Below are 16,117 nucleotides of genomic sequence, written 5' to 3'. Positions count from 1 at the left end.
GTTTTTTAGGTCCGGCCTGCTCAAAAGGAAGGTGACCCATGCGTATAGACCGTTTAACCAGCAAATTGCAGTTGGCTTTGTCCGATGCCCAATCCCTGGCTGTTGGCCACGATCATCCTGCCATCGAGCCGGCGCATTTGATGCAGGCCATGCTTGAACAGCAGGGTGGTTCGATCAAACCCCTGTTGATGCAGGTGGGCTTCGACGTCAACAGCTTGCGTAAAGAGCTGACCAAAGAGCTCGATCAATTACCGAAAATCCAGAATCCGACCGGCGACGTCAACATGTCGCAGGATCTGGCGCGTCTGCTCAACCAGGCCGATCGTCTGGCCCAGCAGAAGGGCGATCAGTTCATTTCCAGCGAGCTGGTGCTGCTCGCCGCGATGGACGAGAACAGCAAGCTCGGGAAGTTGCTGCTCGGCCAGGGCGTGAGCAAAAAGGCTCTGGAAAATGCAATCAACAACCTGCGCGGTGGCGAGGCGGTCAACGACGCCAACCACGAAGAGTCGCGTCAGGCACTGGATAAGTACACCGTCGACCTGACCAAACGCGCCGAAGAAGGCAAGCTTGACCCGGTGATCGGCCGTGACGACGAGATCCGTCGCACCATTCAGGTGCTGCAACGCCGCACCAAGAACAACCCCGTGCTGATCGGCGAGCCTGGCGTGGGTAAAACCGCGATTGCCGAAGGTCTCGCGCAACGCATCATCAATGGTGAAGTGCCGGATGGCCTGCGCGGCAAACGTCTGCTGTCCCTCGATATGGGTGCGCTGATTGCCGGTGCCAAGTATCGCGGCGAGTTTGAAGAGCGCCTGAAAGCGCTGCTCAACGAATTGTCGAAGCAGGAAGGGCAGATCATTCTGTTCATCGACGAACTGCACACCATGGTCGGCGCCGGCAAGGGCGAAGGCTCGATGGACGCCGGCAATATGCTCAAACCGGCCCTGGCCCGTGGTGAGCTGCATTGCGTCGGCGCGACCACGCTCAACGAGTACCGCCAATATATAGAGAAGGACGCGGCCCTCGAGCGACGCTTCCAGAAAGTGCTGGTAGACGAGCCGAGCGAAGAAGACACCATCGCGATCCTGCGTGGCCTCAAGGAGCGTTACGAGGTTCACCACAAGGTGGCGATTACCGACGGCGCGATCATCGCGGCGGCCAAGCTCAGCCATCGCTACATCACTGACCGACAGCTGCCGGACAAGGCGATCGACCTGATCGACGAAGCGGCCAGCCGCATCCGCATGGAGATCGACTCCAAGCCGGAAGTGCTGGATCGTCTGGAGCGGCGCCTGATTCAGTTGAAAGTTGAATCCCAGGCGCTGAAGAAAGAGAGCGATGACGCGGCGAAGAAACGTCTGGAGAAACTCCAGGAAGAAATCGATCGCCACGAACGTGAGTACTCGGATCTGGAAGAAATCTGGAACTCGGAAAAAGCCGAGGTCCAGGGTTCTGCACAGATTCAGCAGAAGATCGAACAGTCCCGTCAGGAGCTGGAAGCCGCGCGCCGTAAAGGTGATCTGAACCGCATGGCCGAGTTGCAGTATGGGGTGATCCCGGATCTGGAACGCAGCCTGCAAATGGTCGACCAGCACGGCAAGAGCGAAAACCAGTTGCTGCGCAGCAAAGTGACCGAAGAGGAAATCGCCGAAGTCGTTTCGAAGTGGACCGGTATTCCGGTGTCGAAAATGCTCGAAGGCGAACGCGACAAGCTGATGAAGATGGAAAGCCTGCTGCACCAACGCGTGATCGGCCAGGACGAAGCGGTGGTGGCAGTAGCCAACGCGGTCCGGCGTTCGCGCGCCGGGTTGTCCGACCCGAACCGCCCGAGCGGTTCGTTCATGTTCCTCGGCCCGACCGGTGTCGGTAAAACCGAGCTGTGCAAGGCGCTGGCCGAATTCCTCTTCGATACGGAAGAGGCGATGGTGCGAATCGACATGTCCGAGTTCATGGAGAAACATTCCGTGGCACGGTTGATCGGGGCACCACCGGGCTACGTCGGCTACGAAGAGGGTGGTTACCTGACCGAAGCGGTACGGCGCAAGCCTTACTCGGTGATCCTGCTGGACGAAGTCGAGAAGGCGCATCCGGACGTGTTCAACATCCTGCTGCAAGTGTTGGAGGATGGTCGTCTGACCGACAGCCATGGCCGCACGGTGGACTTCCGCAATACCGTGATCGTCATGACCTCCAACCTCGGTTCGATGCAGATCCAGGAACTGGTCGGTGATCGTGAAGCGCAACGAGCAGCGGTGATGGATGCGATTTCCACCCACTTCCGTCCGGAGTTCATCAACCGGGTCGACGAAGTGGTAATTTTCGAGCCATTGGCGCGGGATCAGATCGCGGGCATCACCGAGATCCAGCTGGGCCGTCTGCGCAGCCGTCTGGCCGAGCGCGAGCTGAAGCTGGAACTGAGCCCTGAGGCAATGGACAAGCTGATTGCCGTCGGTTACGACCCGGTCTATGGCGCACGGCCGCTGAAGCGGGCGATCCAGCGCTGGATCGAGAACCCGTTGGCGCAGTTGATCCTGTCGGGACGCTTCATGCCGGGCGAGACCGCAACCGGTGTGGTGCAGAACGACGAGATCACGTTCAACTGACACCTGCCGGTGGTGAAGTAAGGAAGGCCTCGCACTGCGAGGCCTTTTTTTTCGCCAGGCTGTTGAACTCAAAGGAAAAGGCTTGTAAAGTGCGCCCCGCAGTCAGTCACCAACACGGTTTCAGCTCACTGAGCAGAAAACTGAAATAAGTTGCAAATCATTAACTTGAAAGCAATTTAGGGGGTTGACAGAGGTGTTCTAGGTTGTAGAATAGCGCGCCTCAGACACACGAACGCAGCGATGCGAAAACGATGTCTAAAAGCTGCAAGTTTCACCGTTGTAAATTGAAATATGTAGTTCCGTGATAGCTCAGTCGGTAGAGCAAATGACTGTTAATCATTGGGTCCCAGGTTCGAGTCCTGGTCACGGAGCCAATTTCAAACCGGGGTATAGCGCAGTCCGGTAGCGCGCCTGCTTTGGGAGCAGGATGTCAGGAGTTCGAATCCCCTTACCCCGACCATTTTTGGGTCGTTAGCTCAGTTGGTAGAGCAGTTGGCTTTTAACCAATTGGTCGTAGGTTCGAATCCCACACGACCCACCATTTTTGAAACCAGGTAACACTGGGATCGAATCTTAAGATCAGAGGCCAAAAGCGCTGATCGAAGAAGGCGATCTTTGAAAGGTCGCCTTTTTTTACCGGGGTATAGCGCAGTCCGGTAGCGCGCCTGCTTTGGGAGCAGGATGTCGGGAGTTCGAATCCCCCTACCCCGACCATATTAAAAATCCTCGTATCGAAAGATACGGGGATTTTTTTTGCCCTGCGGAAATGTTTCATTCAAGTCGTCATACAACTTGCCGATAGCCCGCTAACGAAAGGGGCCTGCCGCATCAAGCGCCCCTGAATTCTGCCAATACAAGAAAAAGGGCGTTCGTCATGTTGCTTCGTCAGTTGAATATTGCTCCCCGTGCCGCCTTGGGCTTCGCCCTGATCGCGGTGCTGGTGGCATTGCTGGGGGTGTTTGCGCTGGGGCAGATGTCGAGCATCCGCGACAGCGAAGTGGCAGTGGAGACGCAATGGCTGCCGAGCATTCGCGGCGGTGACGAGATTCGCGAGATCATGCTGCGCATTCGCACCATCTCCCTGCGCATGGCGCTGGATCAGGATCCGGCCAACATCGCCACGTACCGGAGCCAGATGGACACCCGCGACAAGGAACTGAGCGAGAAAATCGCCGCTTACGACCGGCTGGTGACGACCCCGGAAGGTCAGCAGTTGTACGATCAGTTCAAGAAAACCTTCGCCGCCTACCGTACCGGGATCGCTCAGTCATTCACTCTCGCCGAGCAAGGCAAGCGTGACGAGCTGACCAAGCTGCTGCTGGTCGACATGAAAACCGTGGTCGACGGCTCCGGTAAACAACTCAATGACCTGGCAGACCTGTTCGCCCGTCAGGTCGCCGCTGAAAGCCAGAACTCTGCCGCCCACTACGAAACCTCGCGCACTATCGTGAGCTTGTTCATTGCTTTGGCGGCGCTGGCCACCGTCGCCTTGGCCATGTTGCTGACCCGCAGCATCGTCCGCCCCCTGAGCGCCGCCGTCGACGCCGCTGAGCACGTCGCCAGAGGCGATCTGACCCGTCCGATCGAAACTCACGGCAACGATGAGGTCAGCCGTCTGCTCAAGGCGTTGGCGACCATGCAGCAGAACCTGCGCGAAACCCTGCAGGGCATCAGTGGCTCGGCCACGCAACTGGCGACCGCTTCCGACGAACTGAGCGCGGTGACCCACGACAGCACGCAAGGGCTGCAGCAGCAGAACAACGAAATCGAACAAGCCGCCACCGCGGTCAACGAGATGACCACAGCGGTGGAGGAAGTCGCTCGCAATGCGGTGTCGACGTCCGACGCCACCCGCCAGTCCAGCGAGTCGGCGCAGTTGGGCCAGGAGCGGGTCAGTGAAACTGCTGGCGCCATCAACGCCCTGGCCAGTGAAGTCGAGCACACTGGTGAGTTGGTGCAATCGCTGGCCAATCAGTCGCAAGACATCGGCAAAGTGCTGGATGTGATCCGGGCGATCGCCGAACAGACCAACCTGCTGGCACTCAACGCCGCCATCGAAGCCGCGCGGGCCGGGGAGAGCGGACGCGGGTTTGCGGTGGTCGCCGATGAAGTCCGGGCGCTGGCTTATCGCACTCAGCAATCGACCCAGGAAATCGAGCAGATGGTGCAGGGCATGCGCAACGGTTCGAGCCTGGCGCTGGAGTCGATGCAGGCCAGTGCCTCGCGGGCGGCCACTACGCTGGTGCTGGCGGAGCGGGCCGGTGAAGCGTTGCAGACGATCACGGCCTCGGTAAACGAAATCCACGAGCGCAATCTGGTGATCGCCAGCGCCGCCGAAGAACAGGCGCAGGTGGCGCGGGAAGTGGATCGCAATCTGGTGAACATACGCGATCTGTCGGTGCGCTCGGCGGCGGGTGCCGATCAAACCAACGCGTCGAGCCATGAACTGTCGCAACTGGCCAACGCCCTGCAAGGCATGGTGCGACGCTTCCAGCTGTAATCGTGCAGGCGTGAAAAAGCCGCGCTTCTCGTCAGAGAAAGCGCGGCTTTGTTTTATCGGGCAGGCTGAGAAATCAGGCACCGTCCTGGTCTTTCAGGTGTTCGAACAGACCTTTGGGCATTTTCTTGCCGTTGGCTTCGAAGTTGGCTTTGACGTTGTTGTACGCCTCTTGCTCGTCGATGAAACCGTCGTGGTTGGTGTCGATCTTGTCGAAGTCGGACTTCGGAGCAACTTTCAGAAACTCGGCGCGCGAAACCTTGCCGTCGCCATCGGTGTCGGTCTTGGCCATCGACGCATCGCCGCATTTGCCTTCACCGCATTTGCCTTCCGGGGTTTTCACCGAGGTCTCGGCCGAAGCGACCATGTAGCCCTGGGCCAGCGGTTGCGCGGCGAATACCGAGCCGGACAGCATCAGGCCGCCAGCCAGTACGGCACCGACCAGGCCAAGGGAGTTTTTGCCGATTTTCGAAGTACGGGACATTGCATTCTCCTTCGGTTGCACAGCGCAACCACACGTTAAGGGCGATCAAGCCGGAGCAGGTGTGCTCGGGTGTGGCCATTAAGCGGTGGCGGTGTATCGCGTCTGTGTCGAGGAGCGGGGCGTTTGTAAGCGAAGGTGGGGAAAGCTGGGGCAGATACAGTAGAAAACAAAACACCGTGAGGGCGAGCCCGCCCCCACGGTGTTTTTACATCAGTGCAGCTTCAGGCGCGGCTCGGTGCCGCGTCCGATCTTGCTGCCGAGCATCAGCATCGCCGTGCGGAACGGCCCGTACAGCGCCATCTGGTGCATGCGGTACAGCGACACGTAAAACATCCGCGCCAGCCAGCCTTCGAGCATCACGCTGCCGGTCAGGTTACCCATCAAGTTACCCACAGCCGAAAAACGCGACAGCGAAATCAGCGAGCCGTAGTCGGTGTACTTGTACTCCGGCAAGGTTTTGCCTTCGATCCGCAGTTTCAGCGATTTGGCCAGCAGCGACGCCTGTTGGTGCGCAGCCTGGGCCCGTGGTGGAACGTTGCGATCGGAGCCCGGTTGCGGGCAGGCGGCGCAGTCACCGAAGGCGAAAATATTTTCATCGCGGGTGGTTTGCAGCGTCGGCAGCACTTGCAACTGGTTGATGCGGTTGGTTTCCAGCCCGTCGATGTCCTTGAGGAACGCTGGCGCGCGGATCCCGGCGGCCCAGACTTTCAGGCTGGCCTTGATCTCGTTGCCATCGGCGGTGATCAGGCTGTCAGCGGTGACCTGGCTGACCGAAGCGTTGGTCATCACGTTGACCCCGAGTTTCTCCAGAGTCTTGTGCACCGGCCCGCTGATACGTTCAGGCAGTGCTGGCAGCACCCGTGGCCCGGCTTCGATCAGGGTGATGTGCATGTTTTCCGGTTTGATCCGGTCCAGACCGTAGGCGGCCAGCTCATGAGCGGCGTTGTGCAGTTCTGCCGCCAGTTCGACGCCCGTGGCGCCGGCGCCGACGATGGCCACGCTGATCTGCTGGACCGCATCGGTCTGCCCGGCGTGAGCGCGCAGATAGTGATTGAGCAGTTGCTGGTGGAAACGCTCGGCCTGCTTGCGGGTGTCGAGGAACAGGCAGTGTTGCGCGGCGCCTTGGGTGCCGAAGTCGTTGGTGGTGCTGCCGACCGCGATCACCAGCGAGTCATAGGGCACTTCTCGCGCCGGCACCAGCTCAACGCCGTTTTCGTCGTAGGTGGCGGCCAGCTGGATCTTCTTCTGCTCACGATCGAGCCCGCTCATGCGCCCCAGCTGAAACTCGAAGTGGTTCCATTTGGCCTGGGCGACATAGTTGAGTTCGTCTTCGGAGGAGTTCAGCGATCCGGCGGCCACTTCGTGCAGCAGCGGTTTCCAGATGTGCGTGAGGTTCGCGTCGACCAGCATGATGCTGGCGGTGCCGCGTTTGCCCAGGGTCTTACCCAGACGGGTAGCCAACTCCAGACCGCCGGCGCCGCCGCCGACAATGACAATACGATGGGACATAGGGATAGCTCGCAAGGTTTTGAAAGGAAATCGGTGCAGCTACCCGAGCGAGCGCGATGCAGCTCATAGCGTCAGGTAACTGATTAAACGGCTCAACAGGCCCAGACCAATGGTCACTGCCAGCACCAGCACCAGGAGCATCCACGGCCGGAATGGCCGGCGCTCGACACGGTGTTGGGACAACTGCAGGTACTCTTCGACATGCTTCTGGTCTTCGGGGTTCAGGCGGCTGGTCATAAAGGCCTCGTCAGGTAGACGTTACTGAATGAGAACACGCTACAGCGGTTTTCAACCGGGATTGAACGCAGCATAGCCACTGTCCGGGACCGGTTCGACAGACACACTGTCCCCGAGGCGAATGATCCCGCTTTGTAACACTCGCGCGGTGATTCCGCCATGCCCGCGCACGGCCTGGAACGTTCCGGGGCCAAGGTTGTTTTGCAGACGCGCACACGGCTGGCACCAGCCTGTGGTTTCGAAAATTGCCTGACCAATGCGAAAGCGCCGCCCCTTGAGGCTGAACAGGTTGATCCCGCTTATAACGAGATTGCGCCGCAGATCTTCAGGCGTGACCGGTTGTTCGGCCGACCGGCCCATCAGGCCGCTGATCACGGCCAGATGTTCCCACTGAATCAGCGTCACCTGCCGCGCATTGCGCACACCGGTCCGCGCGTGGTCGCCGGTGAGCCCGGCTTCCAGCCGCGCTTCCACGGCGTCGAGCGCGAGCATCGGCCCCCGTGATTCGGGGCGCACGCCAATCCAGCGCACGCTTCCGGTCTGCGGAACATCGGCGATCAATTGTTGAAGTGGCGTCACAGGCTGATCCCTACATCGAACACGATACTGCGCCCCAGATTGCCGCGCAGGAAGTCCGGCGCGTCGGGATGGGCGAACAGCACCCGTGCAAAGGTCGGCCCGACCAGCGACAACGAGCGCCAGCCCTGACGCAGGTATTCGGTGGGCGGCGGAAAGTGGCTATTGAGGTCGAGCACTTCGCGCTTGAGGCTGGCGAAGGCAATGATGTCCAGCTCGCCGAGATCCATGCCGCGTTCCTTGTAGTTGTGCGCTTTCTTGCGCAAGGTCGGCGCCAGTCTCAGCAGAAATTCATTGGCCGGAATCCGCCGCGGCTTGGCTTCACGCCGCACCAGTTGGCTGAGGGAAAACGCACTGCGCCGACGTTGCAGCTCATCGCGCCATTCGTCGTTCAGCCGACGACCTTCGTCGAGGACGAAAAACACCTCGAAATTGGCGTCGCGAAACAGCACGTCCGGCGGCTCACCGGCCGGGGCGAATTCGTCGGCGCGATAAGGAATGTTCAAGCCTTGCAGCAGGCGCTGGCAGACCCAACGCTCACGCTCCCATTTGCGGGCATTGGACAGAAAGGCGTTGGCTTGCTCGGCCGCGATGGTCAGCAGGCGTAAATAATCTGAGTCATCCATAGGCCCAAGCTTAGCGTTCAATTGCGACAAGCAGAAAGCGTTCGCGCGGCAAAGTGCATCAGTAGGCAGTCCGGAGGGGCGGTGTAGACTGATGGCACCGTGTATCAACGTCGAATGAAAGGGGCTGAATGTGAAATTTCGCTGGCTGTTGTTGTTCGCTGTCGTTCCGCTGTGGGCCCATGCGCTGGAAATCGGCGAGCGGCTGGCACCCTGGACGCTGCTGGATCAGTACGATAAGTCGTTCACTCTCGATAACTCCACTACGACGCTGTTGGTGGCGCGCGACATGGACGGCGCGAAACTGTTCAAGCAAGCCATGGCGGATCAGCCCAAGGGCTATCTGGAGGCGCGGCATGCGGTGTTTGTCGCCGATATCCAGCGCATGCCGGCGCTGATCGCGAAGATGTTCGCCGTTCCGGCGATGCGTGACTACAGCTATCGAGTGCTGCTTGATCGCGAAAGTCGCGTGGCCTCTCGCTACCCCGGGGCCGAAGGTGCGGTGCTCTGGTTGCAGCTCAAGGACGGGCGCTTGCTGGCCCGGCACGAATACACCCAGGTGGCGGAACTGCGCGAGGCGCTGGAGCAGGCGCGCCCATGATCGGCGCCGAGTTGCTGTCGTCCGCAAGCCTGCTACTGGGGTGGCTGGTTTACTTGCCAGTGGTGATTTGGGCGATCTGCCGCGCACCGTGGGTCGAACTGTTCAGCGACAGCCGCCGTCAGCACTTGCTGTTCGGCACGGTGTTCGCGTTGTTTCTGCTGTGGCTGGTACGCAGGGATTTCGATACCGGCGTGTCTTACCACTTCATTGGCATGACGGCAGTGACGCTGCTGCTGGACTGGCCGCTGGCGATCGTCGGCGGACTGGTGGCGCAACTGGGACTGGTGCTGTTGGGGCGTCAGGATCTGGTGGCTGTCGGGGTCAACGGCGCCTTGCTGATCCTGTTGCCGGTGCTGATCACCGAGTGCGTGGCGATCCTGGTCGAGCGCGCCCAGCCGCGCAATCCGTTCGTGTACATCTTCTGTTCCGGTTTTTTCGCCGCGGCGCTGTCGGCGTTGTTCTGCCTGACGCTGAGCCTGACCTTGCTCTGGTACGACGGCCTCTTTGCCATGCCGGAATGGCTGGAAGATTTCATCGGTTACCTGTGGCTGCTGATATTTCCCGAAGCCTTCATCAACGGCATGGTGGTCAGCGCGTTGGTGGTGTTCTGCCCGGAATGGCTGGAGACCTTCAACCGCACCCGCTACCTTTCGGCGCCGTGGAAGGACGACGATCCCAAGTCTTGATCCACATCAAATCCACTCTGCGCGCGGCATTTCATGCTCGGCCAAATCCCTTCAGGAGCAGCGGCATGAGCGTGTACGAGTGGGCGAGGCAGGAAACCCGGCAGAGTCTGGAGATGGCGCAGGAGGTGGGGTTCGATCCGGGCCTGAGCCTGCGCGCCTTGCTCAGTGCGGTGGTGCAGCAGAGCAAGGCGGTGCGCAACGCCGAAGACCTGGCCGACGAGTTGCGCTTTCTGGCGGAAAACCTCGACGACGATCAGGACTACGGCTTCATGCGGCCCTGAGCGCGATCAGTGACGCGGGTCGAAGTCGCCGGAAAACAGTTCGTCCTCGGCATCCGGGGCCACCGGAATCTTGTGTTCTTCCGACGCCCAGGCGCCGAGGTCGATGAGTTTGCAGCGGTCCGAGCAGAACGGACGGTATTTGTTCTCCGGGGTGAATTCCACGGGCGCGCCGCAAGTCGGGCAGTTGACGGTTGGGGTCTGGCTCATGATTGGCCTCCGGATAAAGTCAGGTAAAAGTGATGCAGGCGCTCGACCTCGCTGTGCAGCCAAGCGAGGTCGCGGTCGTTGACCACCACATCGTCGGCACGGCTGATGCGGTCTTCGCGGCTGGACTGGGCTTTGAGGATCGCCTGGACCTGCTGTTCGCTGGTCTGGTCACGCTGCAAGGTGCGTTCGATCTGCAGTTGTTGCGGTGCGTCGATTACCAGAATTCGCTGGGTCATCGCGTATTGCCCGGATTCGATCAGCAGCGGCGAAACCAGAATCGCATAAGGCGATTTTGCCAGCGCCAGGTGATGGGCGATTTCTTCGGCGATCAACGGATGCAATAAGGCTTCGAGCCAGCGCCGTTGCTCCGGCACCTCGAAGATCAGTTTGCGCAGGGCTGCACGATCCAGCGTGCCGTCGGCCTGCAACACGTCGGGGCCGAAGTGTTCGGCGATCTTCGCCAGCGCCGGACGGCCCGGTTCGACCACCCAGCGCGCCGCGTGATCAGCGTCCACCACGTGGATACCAAGATCGATGAAGTGCTGGGCGGCGGCGCTTTTGCCGCTGCCGATGCCGCCGGTCAGGCCGAGAATCCAGGGTTTTTCCACAGGGGTATTCATTTCAAACCGACAAACTGCCAATAGAAGCCGGTTATTTGACCACCCCAGAGCAAGGCAATCCAGCCGGCAATCGCCAGATACGGGCCGAAGGGGATCGGCGTCGAGGTTTTCTGGTCGCGCAGCTTGAGCAAAATCACCCCGAGCACGGCGCCCACCAGCGAAGACAGCAGGATGGTCAGCGGCAGAATCTGCCAGCCGCCCCAGGCCCCGAGCAGCGCCAGCAGCTTGAAATCGCCGTGACCGATGCCGTCCTTGCCGGTGATCAGTTTGAACAGCCAGAACACCGACCACAGCGCCATGTACCCAAGCACCGCGCCCCACAGGGCATCGTGCAGCGGCACGAACAGCTCGAAGCTGTTGACGATCAGCCCCAGCCACAGCAGCGGCAGCACCAGCACGTCGGGCAACAATTGATGTTCGGTGTCGATCAGGCTCATGGCCAACAGGCCCCAGGTCAGCACGATCAGCAGGCACGCCGGCCAGCCGAAACCCAGGTGCCAGGCGATGAACGCCGAGAGCAGGCCGCAGGCCAGTTCGGTCAGCGGGTAACGCTTGCTGATCGGTGCGCTGCAACTTGAACAGCGCCCGCGCAGAAACACGTAACTCAACACGGGAATGTTTTCCCAGGCCCGGATCCGGTGGCCACAGTGCGGGCATTGGGAGTGCGGCAGCATCAGGTTGTAAGTGGGTAACGGTGCTTCACCGGGCAGCCCCAAAACATCGTGAGCCTGCTGGCGCCATTCACGCTCGAGCATTTTCGGCAGGCGCCAGATCAACACGTTGAGGAAACTGCCGACCACCAGCCCCAGCAGCAGGGCGGTGAAGACAAAGGCCAGCGGATACAGGCTGAAGAGTTCGTCGATAGGCATGTCAGATCGCTGAGCCGAGTTGGAAGATCGGCAGGTACATCGCCACCACCAGACCGCCGACGATCACCCCGAGCACCACCATGATGAACGGCTCCATCAGGCTGGTGAGGTTGTCGACCATGTTGTCCACCTCGTCCTCATAGAAACCTGCGACCTTGTCGAGCATCTCGTCCAGTGCGCCGGACTCTTCGCCGATGGCGGTCATCTGCACCGCCATGTTCGGAAAGATGCCGGTGGAGCGCATCGAGAAATTCAGCTGCATGCCGGTGGAAACGTCCTGACGGATGCGCAACACGGCGCGCTTGAACACTACGTTGCCGGTGGCCCCGGCCACCGAATCCAGTGCTTCCACCAGTGGCACGCCGGCCGCGAAGGTGGTCGACAGGGTCCGGGCAAACCGCGCCACGGCGGACTTGTACATCAATGTGCCCACCAGCGGCAGCTTGAGAAACCAGGCGTCACGCCGGTCGCGCAGCGCCTGGGATTTTTTCAGGGCATGGCGGGTGCCGAAAAAACTGGCCACCAGCAAACCGAGAATCGCCCACCACCATTGCTGCATGAATTCGGACAGGCTGATCACCATCAACGTGAAGGCTGGCAGTTCGGCACCGAAGCCAGAGAACACCGACTGGAACTGCGGCACCACCTTGACCAGCAGAATCCCGGTAACCACCGCTGCCACCAGCACCACGGCCGACGGGTAGGTCATGGCCTTCTTGATCTTGGCCTTGAGGCTTTCGCTCTTTTCTTTGTAGGTCGCGACCCGCTCCAGCAGGGTGTCGAGGGCGCCGGACTGCTCGCCGGCATCCACCAGGTTGCAGTACAACTCGTCGAAATATTGCGGTTTCTTGCGCAGCGCGGCGGCGAAACTGTTACCGGCGGCGACCTCCTGTTTCACCTCGTCGACCAGCTTGCGCATGGCCGGGTTTTCGAAGCCTTCGCCAATGATGTCGAACGACTGCAACAGCGGCACGCCGGCCTTCATCATGGTCGCCATCTGCCGGGTGAAGAGGGCAATGTCCTGGGCCTTGATGCGCTTGCCGAAGCTCAGCAACGAGGCGGATTTCTTGCGCACCTTGCCGGGGTTGATGCCCTGCTTGCGCAATTGGGCCTTGACCAGCGCGGGGTTCTGGCCGCTCAGCTCGCCGGTCACCTTGCTGCCTTTGCGGTCCGTGCCTTCCCAGGCATAGACACTGATTTTCGCTGCCTTGACGGCCATGTTCAGTCCTTGGTGACCCGGTTGATTTCTTCAAGGCTGGTGATGCCTTGCATGGCTTTGATCAGGCCCGAGGTGCGCAGGTCGTTGAAGCCGTCCCGGCGCATCCGGGTATCGATTTCCAGTGAGTTGCCCTCGGCCATGATCAGCCGTTGCAACTCGGGAGTGTTCTTCACCACTTCATAAATCCCCACGCGACCCTTGTACCCGCCGTTGCAGTGATCGCAGCCGACGGGCTCATAGATTGTGAAACTGCCGATGCGTTCCTCGGGGAAGCCTTCCTTGAGCAAGGTTTCGCGGGGAATCTCGATGGCTTTCTTGCATTGGCTGCAGAGTTTTCGCGCCAGACGCTGGGCGATGATCAGGCTCACCGACGTGGCGATGTTGAAGCCGGGAATGCCCATGTTGTGCAAGCGGGTGAGTGTCTCGGCGGCGCTGTTGGTGTGCAGCGTGGAGAGCACGAGGTGACCGGTCTGCGCTGCTTTGATGGCGATCTCGGCGGTCTCGAGGTCACGGATCTCGCCGACCATGATCACGTCCGGATCCTGACGCAGGAACGAGCGCAGGGCCTGGGCAAAGTCCATCCCTTGGCGCGGATTGACGTTGACCTGGTTGATGCCTTCCATGTTGATCTCCACCGGGTCTTCAGCGGTAGAGATGTTGATGTCGACGGTATTGAGGATATTCAGCCCGGTGTACAGCGAAACGGTCTTGCCCGAACCGGTGGGGCCGGTGACCAGAATCATTCCTTGCGGCTGTTTCAGGGCGGCCATGTACAGATCTTTCTGCTCCGGCTCATAACCGAGGGCGTCGATGCCGATCTGCGCGCTGGAGGGGTCGAGGATCCGGATCACCACTTTTTCGCCCCACAGGGTTGGCAGGGTGTTGACCCGGAAATCGATCGATTTGGTCTTTGACAGGCGCATCTTCAGGCGCCCGTCCTGAGGTTTGCGGCGCTCCGAGATGTCGAGGCTGGCCATCACCTTCAGGCGTGCGGCGATGCGTCCTGCCAATTGAATCGGTGGCTTGGCCACTTCGCGCAGGATGCCGTCGGTGCGCACCCGCACCCGGTAGTTTTTCTCGTAAGGCTCGAAGTGCAGGTCGGAAGAGCCGCTCTTGATTGCGTCCAGCAGCATCTTGTGCACGAAGCGCACCACCGGCGCATCGTCGGCATCGAGCCCGCCGATGGCGTCCTGCTTGCTGTCATCGATGGACTCGACGTCCAGCCCGTCGAGGTCGACATCGGCCATGTCTTCCAGGCCGGAGGCGTGGGTGTCGAAGAATTTCTCGATGGCGTCGGTGAGCTTGTCGTCCTCGACCAGAATGGCTTCGGTGCTCAGCCCGGTGCTGAACTGGATGTCGTTGATCGCCTGATGATTGCTCGGGTCGGAGATCCCCACGAACAGCTTGTTGCCGCGACGCCACAGGGGCAGGGCATGGTGCTGGCGCACCAGTTTTTCACTGACCAGACCCTTGGGCTGGGTTTCCCTGTCGAGACAGTTGAGGTCGAGGAACGCCATGCCGAAGTGCTCCGAGGCAATCTCGGCGACCTGCGCGCTCTTCACCAGTTTGTTTTGTACCAGATAGCTGACCAGCGACAGGCGATTGCGCTGGGCCTGCTGCCAGGCGTGCTGGGCGCTTTTTTCCGTGAGCAGTTCGGCCTGTACCAATTGCTTGGCCAGACCGCTCAGAGCGATGTCATTCATGGGAATCCCGGATGCAGACAGTTCATGACTTATAGCCTAGTCAAGTGACAGCGCCAAACACGCGGGGTGCAGGTGACAAAAAGTGTCAGATAGTGCGGTTACGGGTTGTAGGAATCGGCAGGGAGTCCGGGTCACGCCCAGCAGGCCGGGGCTGCGAGCGCTTGGCACGGGCTGTGCTGAGTCAATTTCAGATCATGAGATTCCGACTCATGCATGGAGCGTGTCTATGAAGAAACAACAAGGTTTCACTCTGATCGAGCTGCTGATCGTTGTGGCGATCATCGGGATTCTGGCGACGATTGCCTTGCCGCAGTACTCCAAATATCAGGCGCGGGCCAAGGTCACGGCGGGGATTGCCGAAGCGTCGGCGCTGAAGGTCAACTTCGAAGATGTCATCAATGCCGGCTCTACTGATCCGAGCATAACTAACGTCAATGCAGGTACGACTGCTACACAAAATTGCACGCTGGCGGCGAGCGGTAAAGTTGCCGACGGCACAGGGACCATCACCTGCACCTTGCTCAACGCTCCGGCGCCTGTGTTGGGGCAAACCGTCACCCTGACCCGTACAGCGGCAGCAGGTTGGTCGTGCAAGTTCTCTGGTTCGAAAGACTATTCGACCACCAGTTGCCCGGGCGTTTGATCCACACTGCTTAAAGCTGCTGCTCTATAAAGAATGCCCCGCACTGCGGGGCTTTTTTTTGGCTGACGGTTTAATAAAAGCTCCAATTATTTCAGCGAGTTAGGAACTTTCAGAAAAGCCGTAACTTGCACGTCTTTTTGCACAGGGTCATGCAAATTGCATGATTTCGGAGATTTTATTAATTTGTAAGTTGTTGATTTGTAAAGATTTAGTTGATTTTTAAAAGTTGGCACAGCGTTCGCAATATCTCCAGTAACCCTGCTGACAAGACAACCAGCAGACTTTCCAGAAAAACAGGAGTTACTCGTATGAAGAAGTTCGCTATCACTGCCGCTGCTGCTACCGCGCTGACCCTGACCATGGCTTCCGGTGCATTTGCTCAATCGACTCAGACTACTCAGGCTCCAATGACCCTGGCTGCCGGTGAAGTCACCAAGGCGAAAGAAGCTACTTCCGATACCTGGATCACTACCAAAGTGAAAAGCGATCTGGTAACCGAAAAAGGCATTCCTGGTACCGACATCAAAGTCGAAACCAACAAAGGTGTGGTTTCCCTGTCCTCTGATGTCGCGATCACCGAGGCTCAGAAAACTACTGCTGTAAACATCACCAAGAAAATCAAAGGCGTGAAAGCGGTCTCCGCTGACGGCCTGAAAGCCGAGTAAGGCAAGACTTCTCGCCTGGACAGGGAGAAGACGCGACAGGCGGGCCGAGCAATACGTCTGCCGCACTTTAGAGTTCATGCGACCGGCCACACGG

Annotated in this window: 17 protein-coding genes and 4 tRNA genes; 11 read left to right on the top strand and 10 right to left on the bottom strand. The window is 59.7% G+C overall.

The annotated features are described in order from the left end of the window. The first annotated feature begins 38 nt into the window (after positions 1–38). The 6 genes from clpB to ACODTD_RS15300 all read left to right on the top strand — a co-directional run bounded on the left by clpB (position 39) and on the right by ACODTD_RS15300 (position 5,103). The gene (clpB, locus tag ACODTD_RS15325) at positions 39–2,603 is read left to right on the top strand and encodes an ATP-dependent chaperone ClpB (protein ID WP_489104981.1); all 2,565 of its coding nucleotides are present in this window, start codon (positions 39–41) and stop codon (positions 2,601–2,603) included. Between the two features lie 298 nt (positions 2,604–2,901). Further along, positions 2,902–2,977 (top strand) — tRNA-Asn (locus tag ACODTD_RS15320). A gap of 9 nt (positions 2,978–2,986) precedes the next feature. After that, positions 2,987–3,063, top strand: a tRNA-Pro gene (locus tag ACODTD_RS15315). 5 nt (positions 3,064–3,068) lie between these two features. Then, positions 3,069–3,144, top strand: a tRNA-Lys gene (locus ACODTD_RS15310). 96 nt (positions 3,145–3,240) lie between these two features. Further along, positions 3,241–3,317 (top strand) — tRNA-Pro (locus tag ACODTD_RS15305). 160 nt (positions 3,318–3,477) lie between these two features. Next, positions 3,478–5,103 carry a methyl-accepting chemotaxis protein gene (locus tag ACODTD_RS15300; protein WP_201820511.1) on the top strand — a complete coding sequence of 542 codons (1,626 nt, stop codon included), beginning with the start codon at positions 3,478–3,480 and terminating at the stop codon, positions 5,101–5,103. A 73-nt stretch (positions 5,104–5,176) separates the two neighbouring features. On the opposite strand, the gene ACODTD_RS15295 is transcribed toward ACODTD_RS15300, so the two are convergent. The 5 genes from ACODTD_RS15295 to ACODTD_RS15275 all read right to left on the bottom strand — a co-directional run bounded on the left by ACODTD_RS15295 (position 5,177) and on the right by ACODTD_RS15275 (position 8,532). Further along, positions 5,177–5,584: an HvfA family oxazolone/thioamide-modified RiPP metallophore gene (locus ACODTD_RS15295; protein WP_007959573.1), complete on the bottom strand. Its 408-nt coding sequence runs from the start codon at positions 5,582–5,584 to the stop codon at positions 5,177–5,179. A 210-nt stretch (positions 5,585–5,794) separates the two neighbouring features. After that, positions 5,795–7,093: an NAD(P)/FAD-dependent oxidoreductase gene (locus ACODTD_RS15290; RefSeq protein ID WP_011335987.1), complete on the bottom strand. Its 1,299-nt coding sequence runs from the start codon at positions 7,091–7,093 to the stop codon at positions 5,795–5,797. A gap of 63 nt (positions 7,094–7,156) precedes the next feature. Then, on the bottom strand, positions 7,157–7,330 hold the full coding sequence (locus tag ACODTD_RS15285; protein ID WP_003228304.1) for a DUF3094 family protein: 174 nt from the start codon (positions 7,328–7,330) through the stop codon (positions 7,157–7,159). Positions 7,331–7,381: 51 nt separating this feature from the next. Beyond that, positions 7,382–7,909, bottom strand: coding sequence for an MOSC domain-containing protein (locus ACODTD_RS15280; RefSeq protein WP_011335986.1), 528 nt, complete (start codon positions 7,907–7,909; stop codon positions 7,382–7,384). Beyond that, positions 7,906–8,532 (bottom strand): DUF1780 domain-containing protein, encoded by a 627-nt coding sequence (locus tag ACODTD_RS15275; RefSeq protein WP_007959580.1) that lies wholly within the window; start codon positions 8,530–8,532, stop codon positions 7,906–7,908. The genes ACODTD_RS15280 and ACODTD_RS15275 overlap by 4 nt, the downstream gene beginning before the upstream one ends. Positions 8,533–8,662: 130 nt before the next feature. On the opposite strand from ACODTD_RS15275, the gene ACODTD_RS15270 reads away from it, so the two are divergent. The 3 genes from ACODTD_RS15270 to ACODTD_RS15260 all read left to right on the top strand — a co-directional run bounded on the left by ACODTD_RS15270 (position 8,663) and on the right by ACODTD_RS15260 (position 10,097). Then, positions 8,663–9,130 (top strand): hypothetical protein, encoded by a 468-nt coding sequence (locus ACODTD_RS15270; protein WP_011335985.1) that lies wholly within the window; start codon positions 8,663–8,665, stop codon positions 9,128–9,130. After that, on the top strand, positions 9,127–9,816 hold the full coding sequence (locus ACODTD_RS15265) for an energy-coupling factor ABC transporter permease (RefSeq protein WP_011335984.1): 690 nt from the start codon (positions 9,127–9,129) through the stop codon (positions 9,814–9,816). Before ACODTD_RS15270 ends, ACODTD_RS15265 begins: the two co-directional genes overlap by 4 nt. A gap of 65 nt (positions 9,817–9,881) precedes the next feature. Further along, a complete protein-coding gene (locus ACODTD_RS15260; RefSeq protein ID WP_007959584.1) occupies positions 9,882–10,097 on the top strand; it encodes a hypothetical protein in 216 nt (71 codons plus the stop codon). A gap of 6 nt (positions 10,098–10,103) precedes the next feature. Here ACODTD_RS15260 and yacG read toward each other — a convergent pair whose 3' ends face one another. Genes yacG through pilB form a run of 5 tightly spaced genes read right to left on the bottom strand, consistent with a single transcriptional unit; the run spans position 10,104 to position 14,715 of the window. Further along, the gene (gene yacG / locus ACODTD_RS15255) at positions 10,104–10,304 is read right to left on the bottom strand and encodes a DNA gyrase inhibitor YacG (RefSeq protein WP_011335983.1); all 201 of its coding nucleotides are present in this window, start codon (positions 10,302–10,304) and stop codon (positions 10,104–10,106) included. Further along, entirely contained in the window at positions 10,301–10,924 is a 624-nt protein-coding gene (gene coaE / locus ACODTD_RS15250) for a dephospho-CoA kinase (protein WP_011335982.1), read from the bottom strand. Before coaE ends, yacG begins: the two co-directional genes overlap by 4 nt. Further along, on the bottom strand, positions 10,921–11,793 hold the full coding sequence (locus ACODTD_RS15245; RefSeq protein ID WP_011335981.1) for a prepilin peptidase: 873 nt from the start codon (positions 11,791–11,793) through the stop codon (positions 10,921–10,923). The genes coaE and ACODTD_RS15245 overlap by 4 nt, the downstream gene beginning before the upstream one ends. Before the next feature lies 1 nt (position 11,794). Further along, entirely contained in the window at positions 11,795–13,012 is a 1,218-nt protein-coding gene (locus tag ACODTD_RS15240) for a type II secretion system F family protein (RefSeq protein WP_011335980.1), read from the bottom strand. 2 nt (positions 13,013–13,014) lie between these two features. After that, on the bottom strand, positions 13,015–14,715 hold the full coding sequence (pilB, locus tag ACODTD_RS15235) for a type IV-A pilus assembly ATPase PilB (protein ID WP_011335979.1): 1,701 nt from the start codon (positions 14,713–14,715) through the stop codon (positions 13,015–13,017). Between the two features lie 226 nt (positions 14,716–14,941). On the opposite strand from pilB, the gene ACODTD_RS15230 reads away from it, so the two are divergent. Together ACODTD_RS15230 and ACODTD_RS15225 are read left to right on the top strand one after the other, a co-directional pair. Further along, complete coding sequence (locus ACODTD_RS15230) at positions 14,942–15,358, top strand: pilin (RefSeq protein ID WP_011335978.1); 417 nt, start codon at positions 14,942–14,944, stop codon at positions 15,356–15,358. A 308-nt stretch (positions 15,359–15,666) separates the two neighbouring features. Then, the gene (locus ACODTD_RS15225; protein WP_011335977.1) at positions 15,667–16,023 is read left to right on the top strand and encodes a BON domain-containing protein; all 357 of its coding nucleotides are present in this window, start codon (positions 15,667–15,669) and stop codon (positions 16,021–16,023) included. The last annotated feature ends 94 nt before the right edge of the window (positions 16,024–16,117 follow it).

Source organism: Pseudomonas sp. FG35, assembly GCF_057809295.1.
This window is presented reverse-complemented; position numbering and strand designations above follow the sequence as displayed.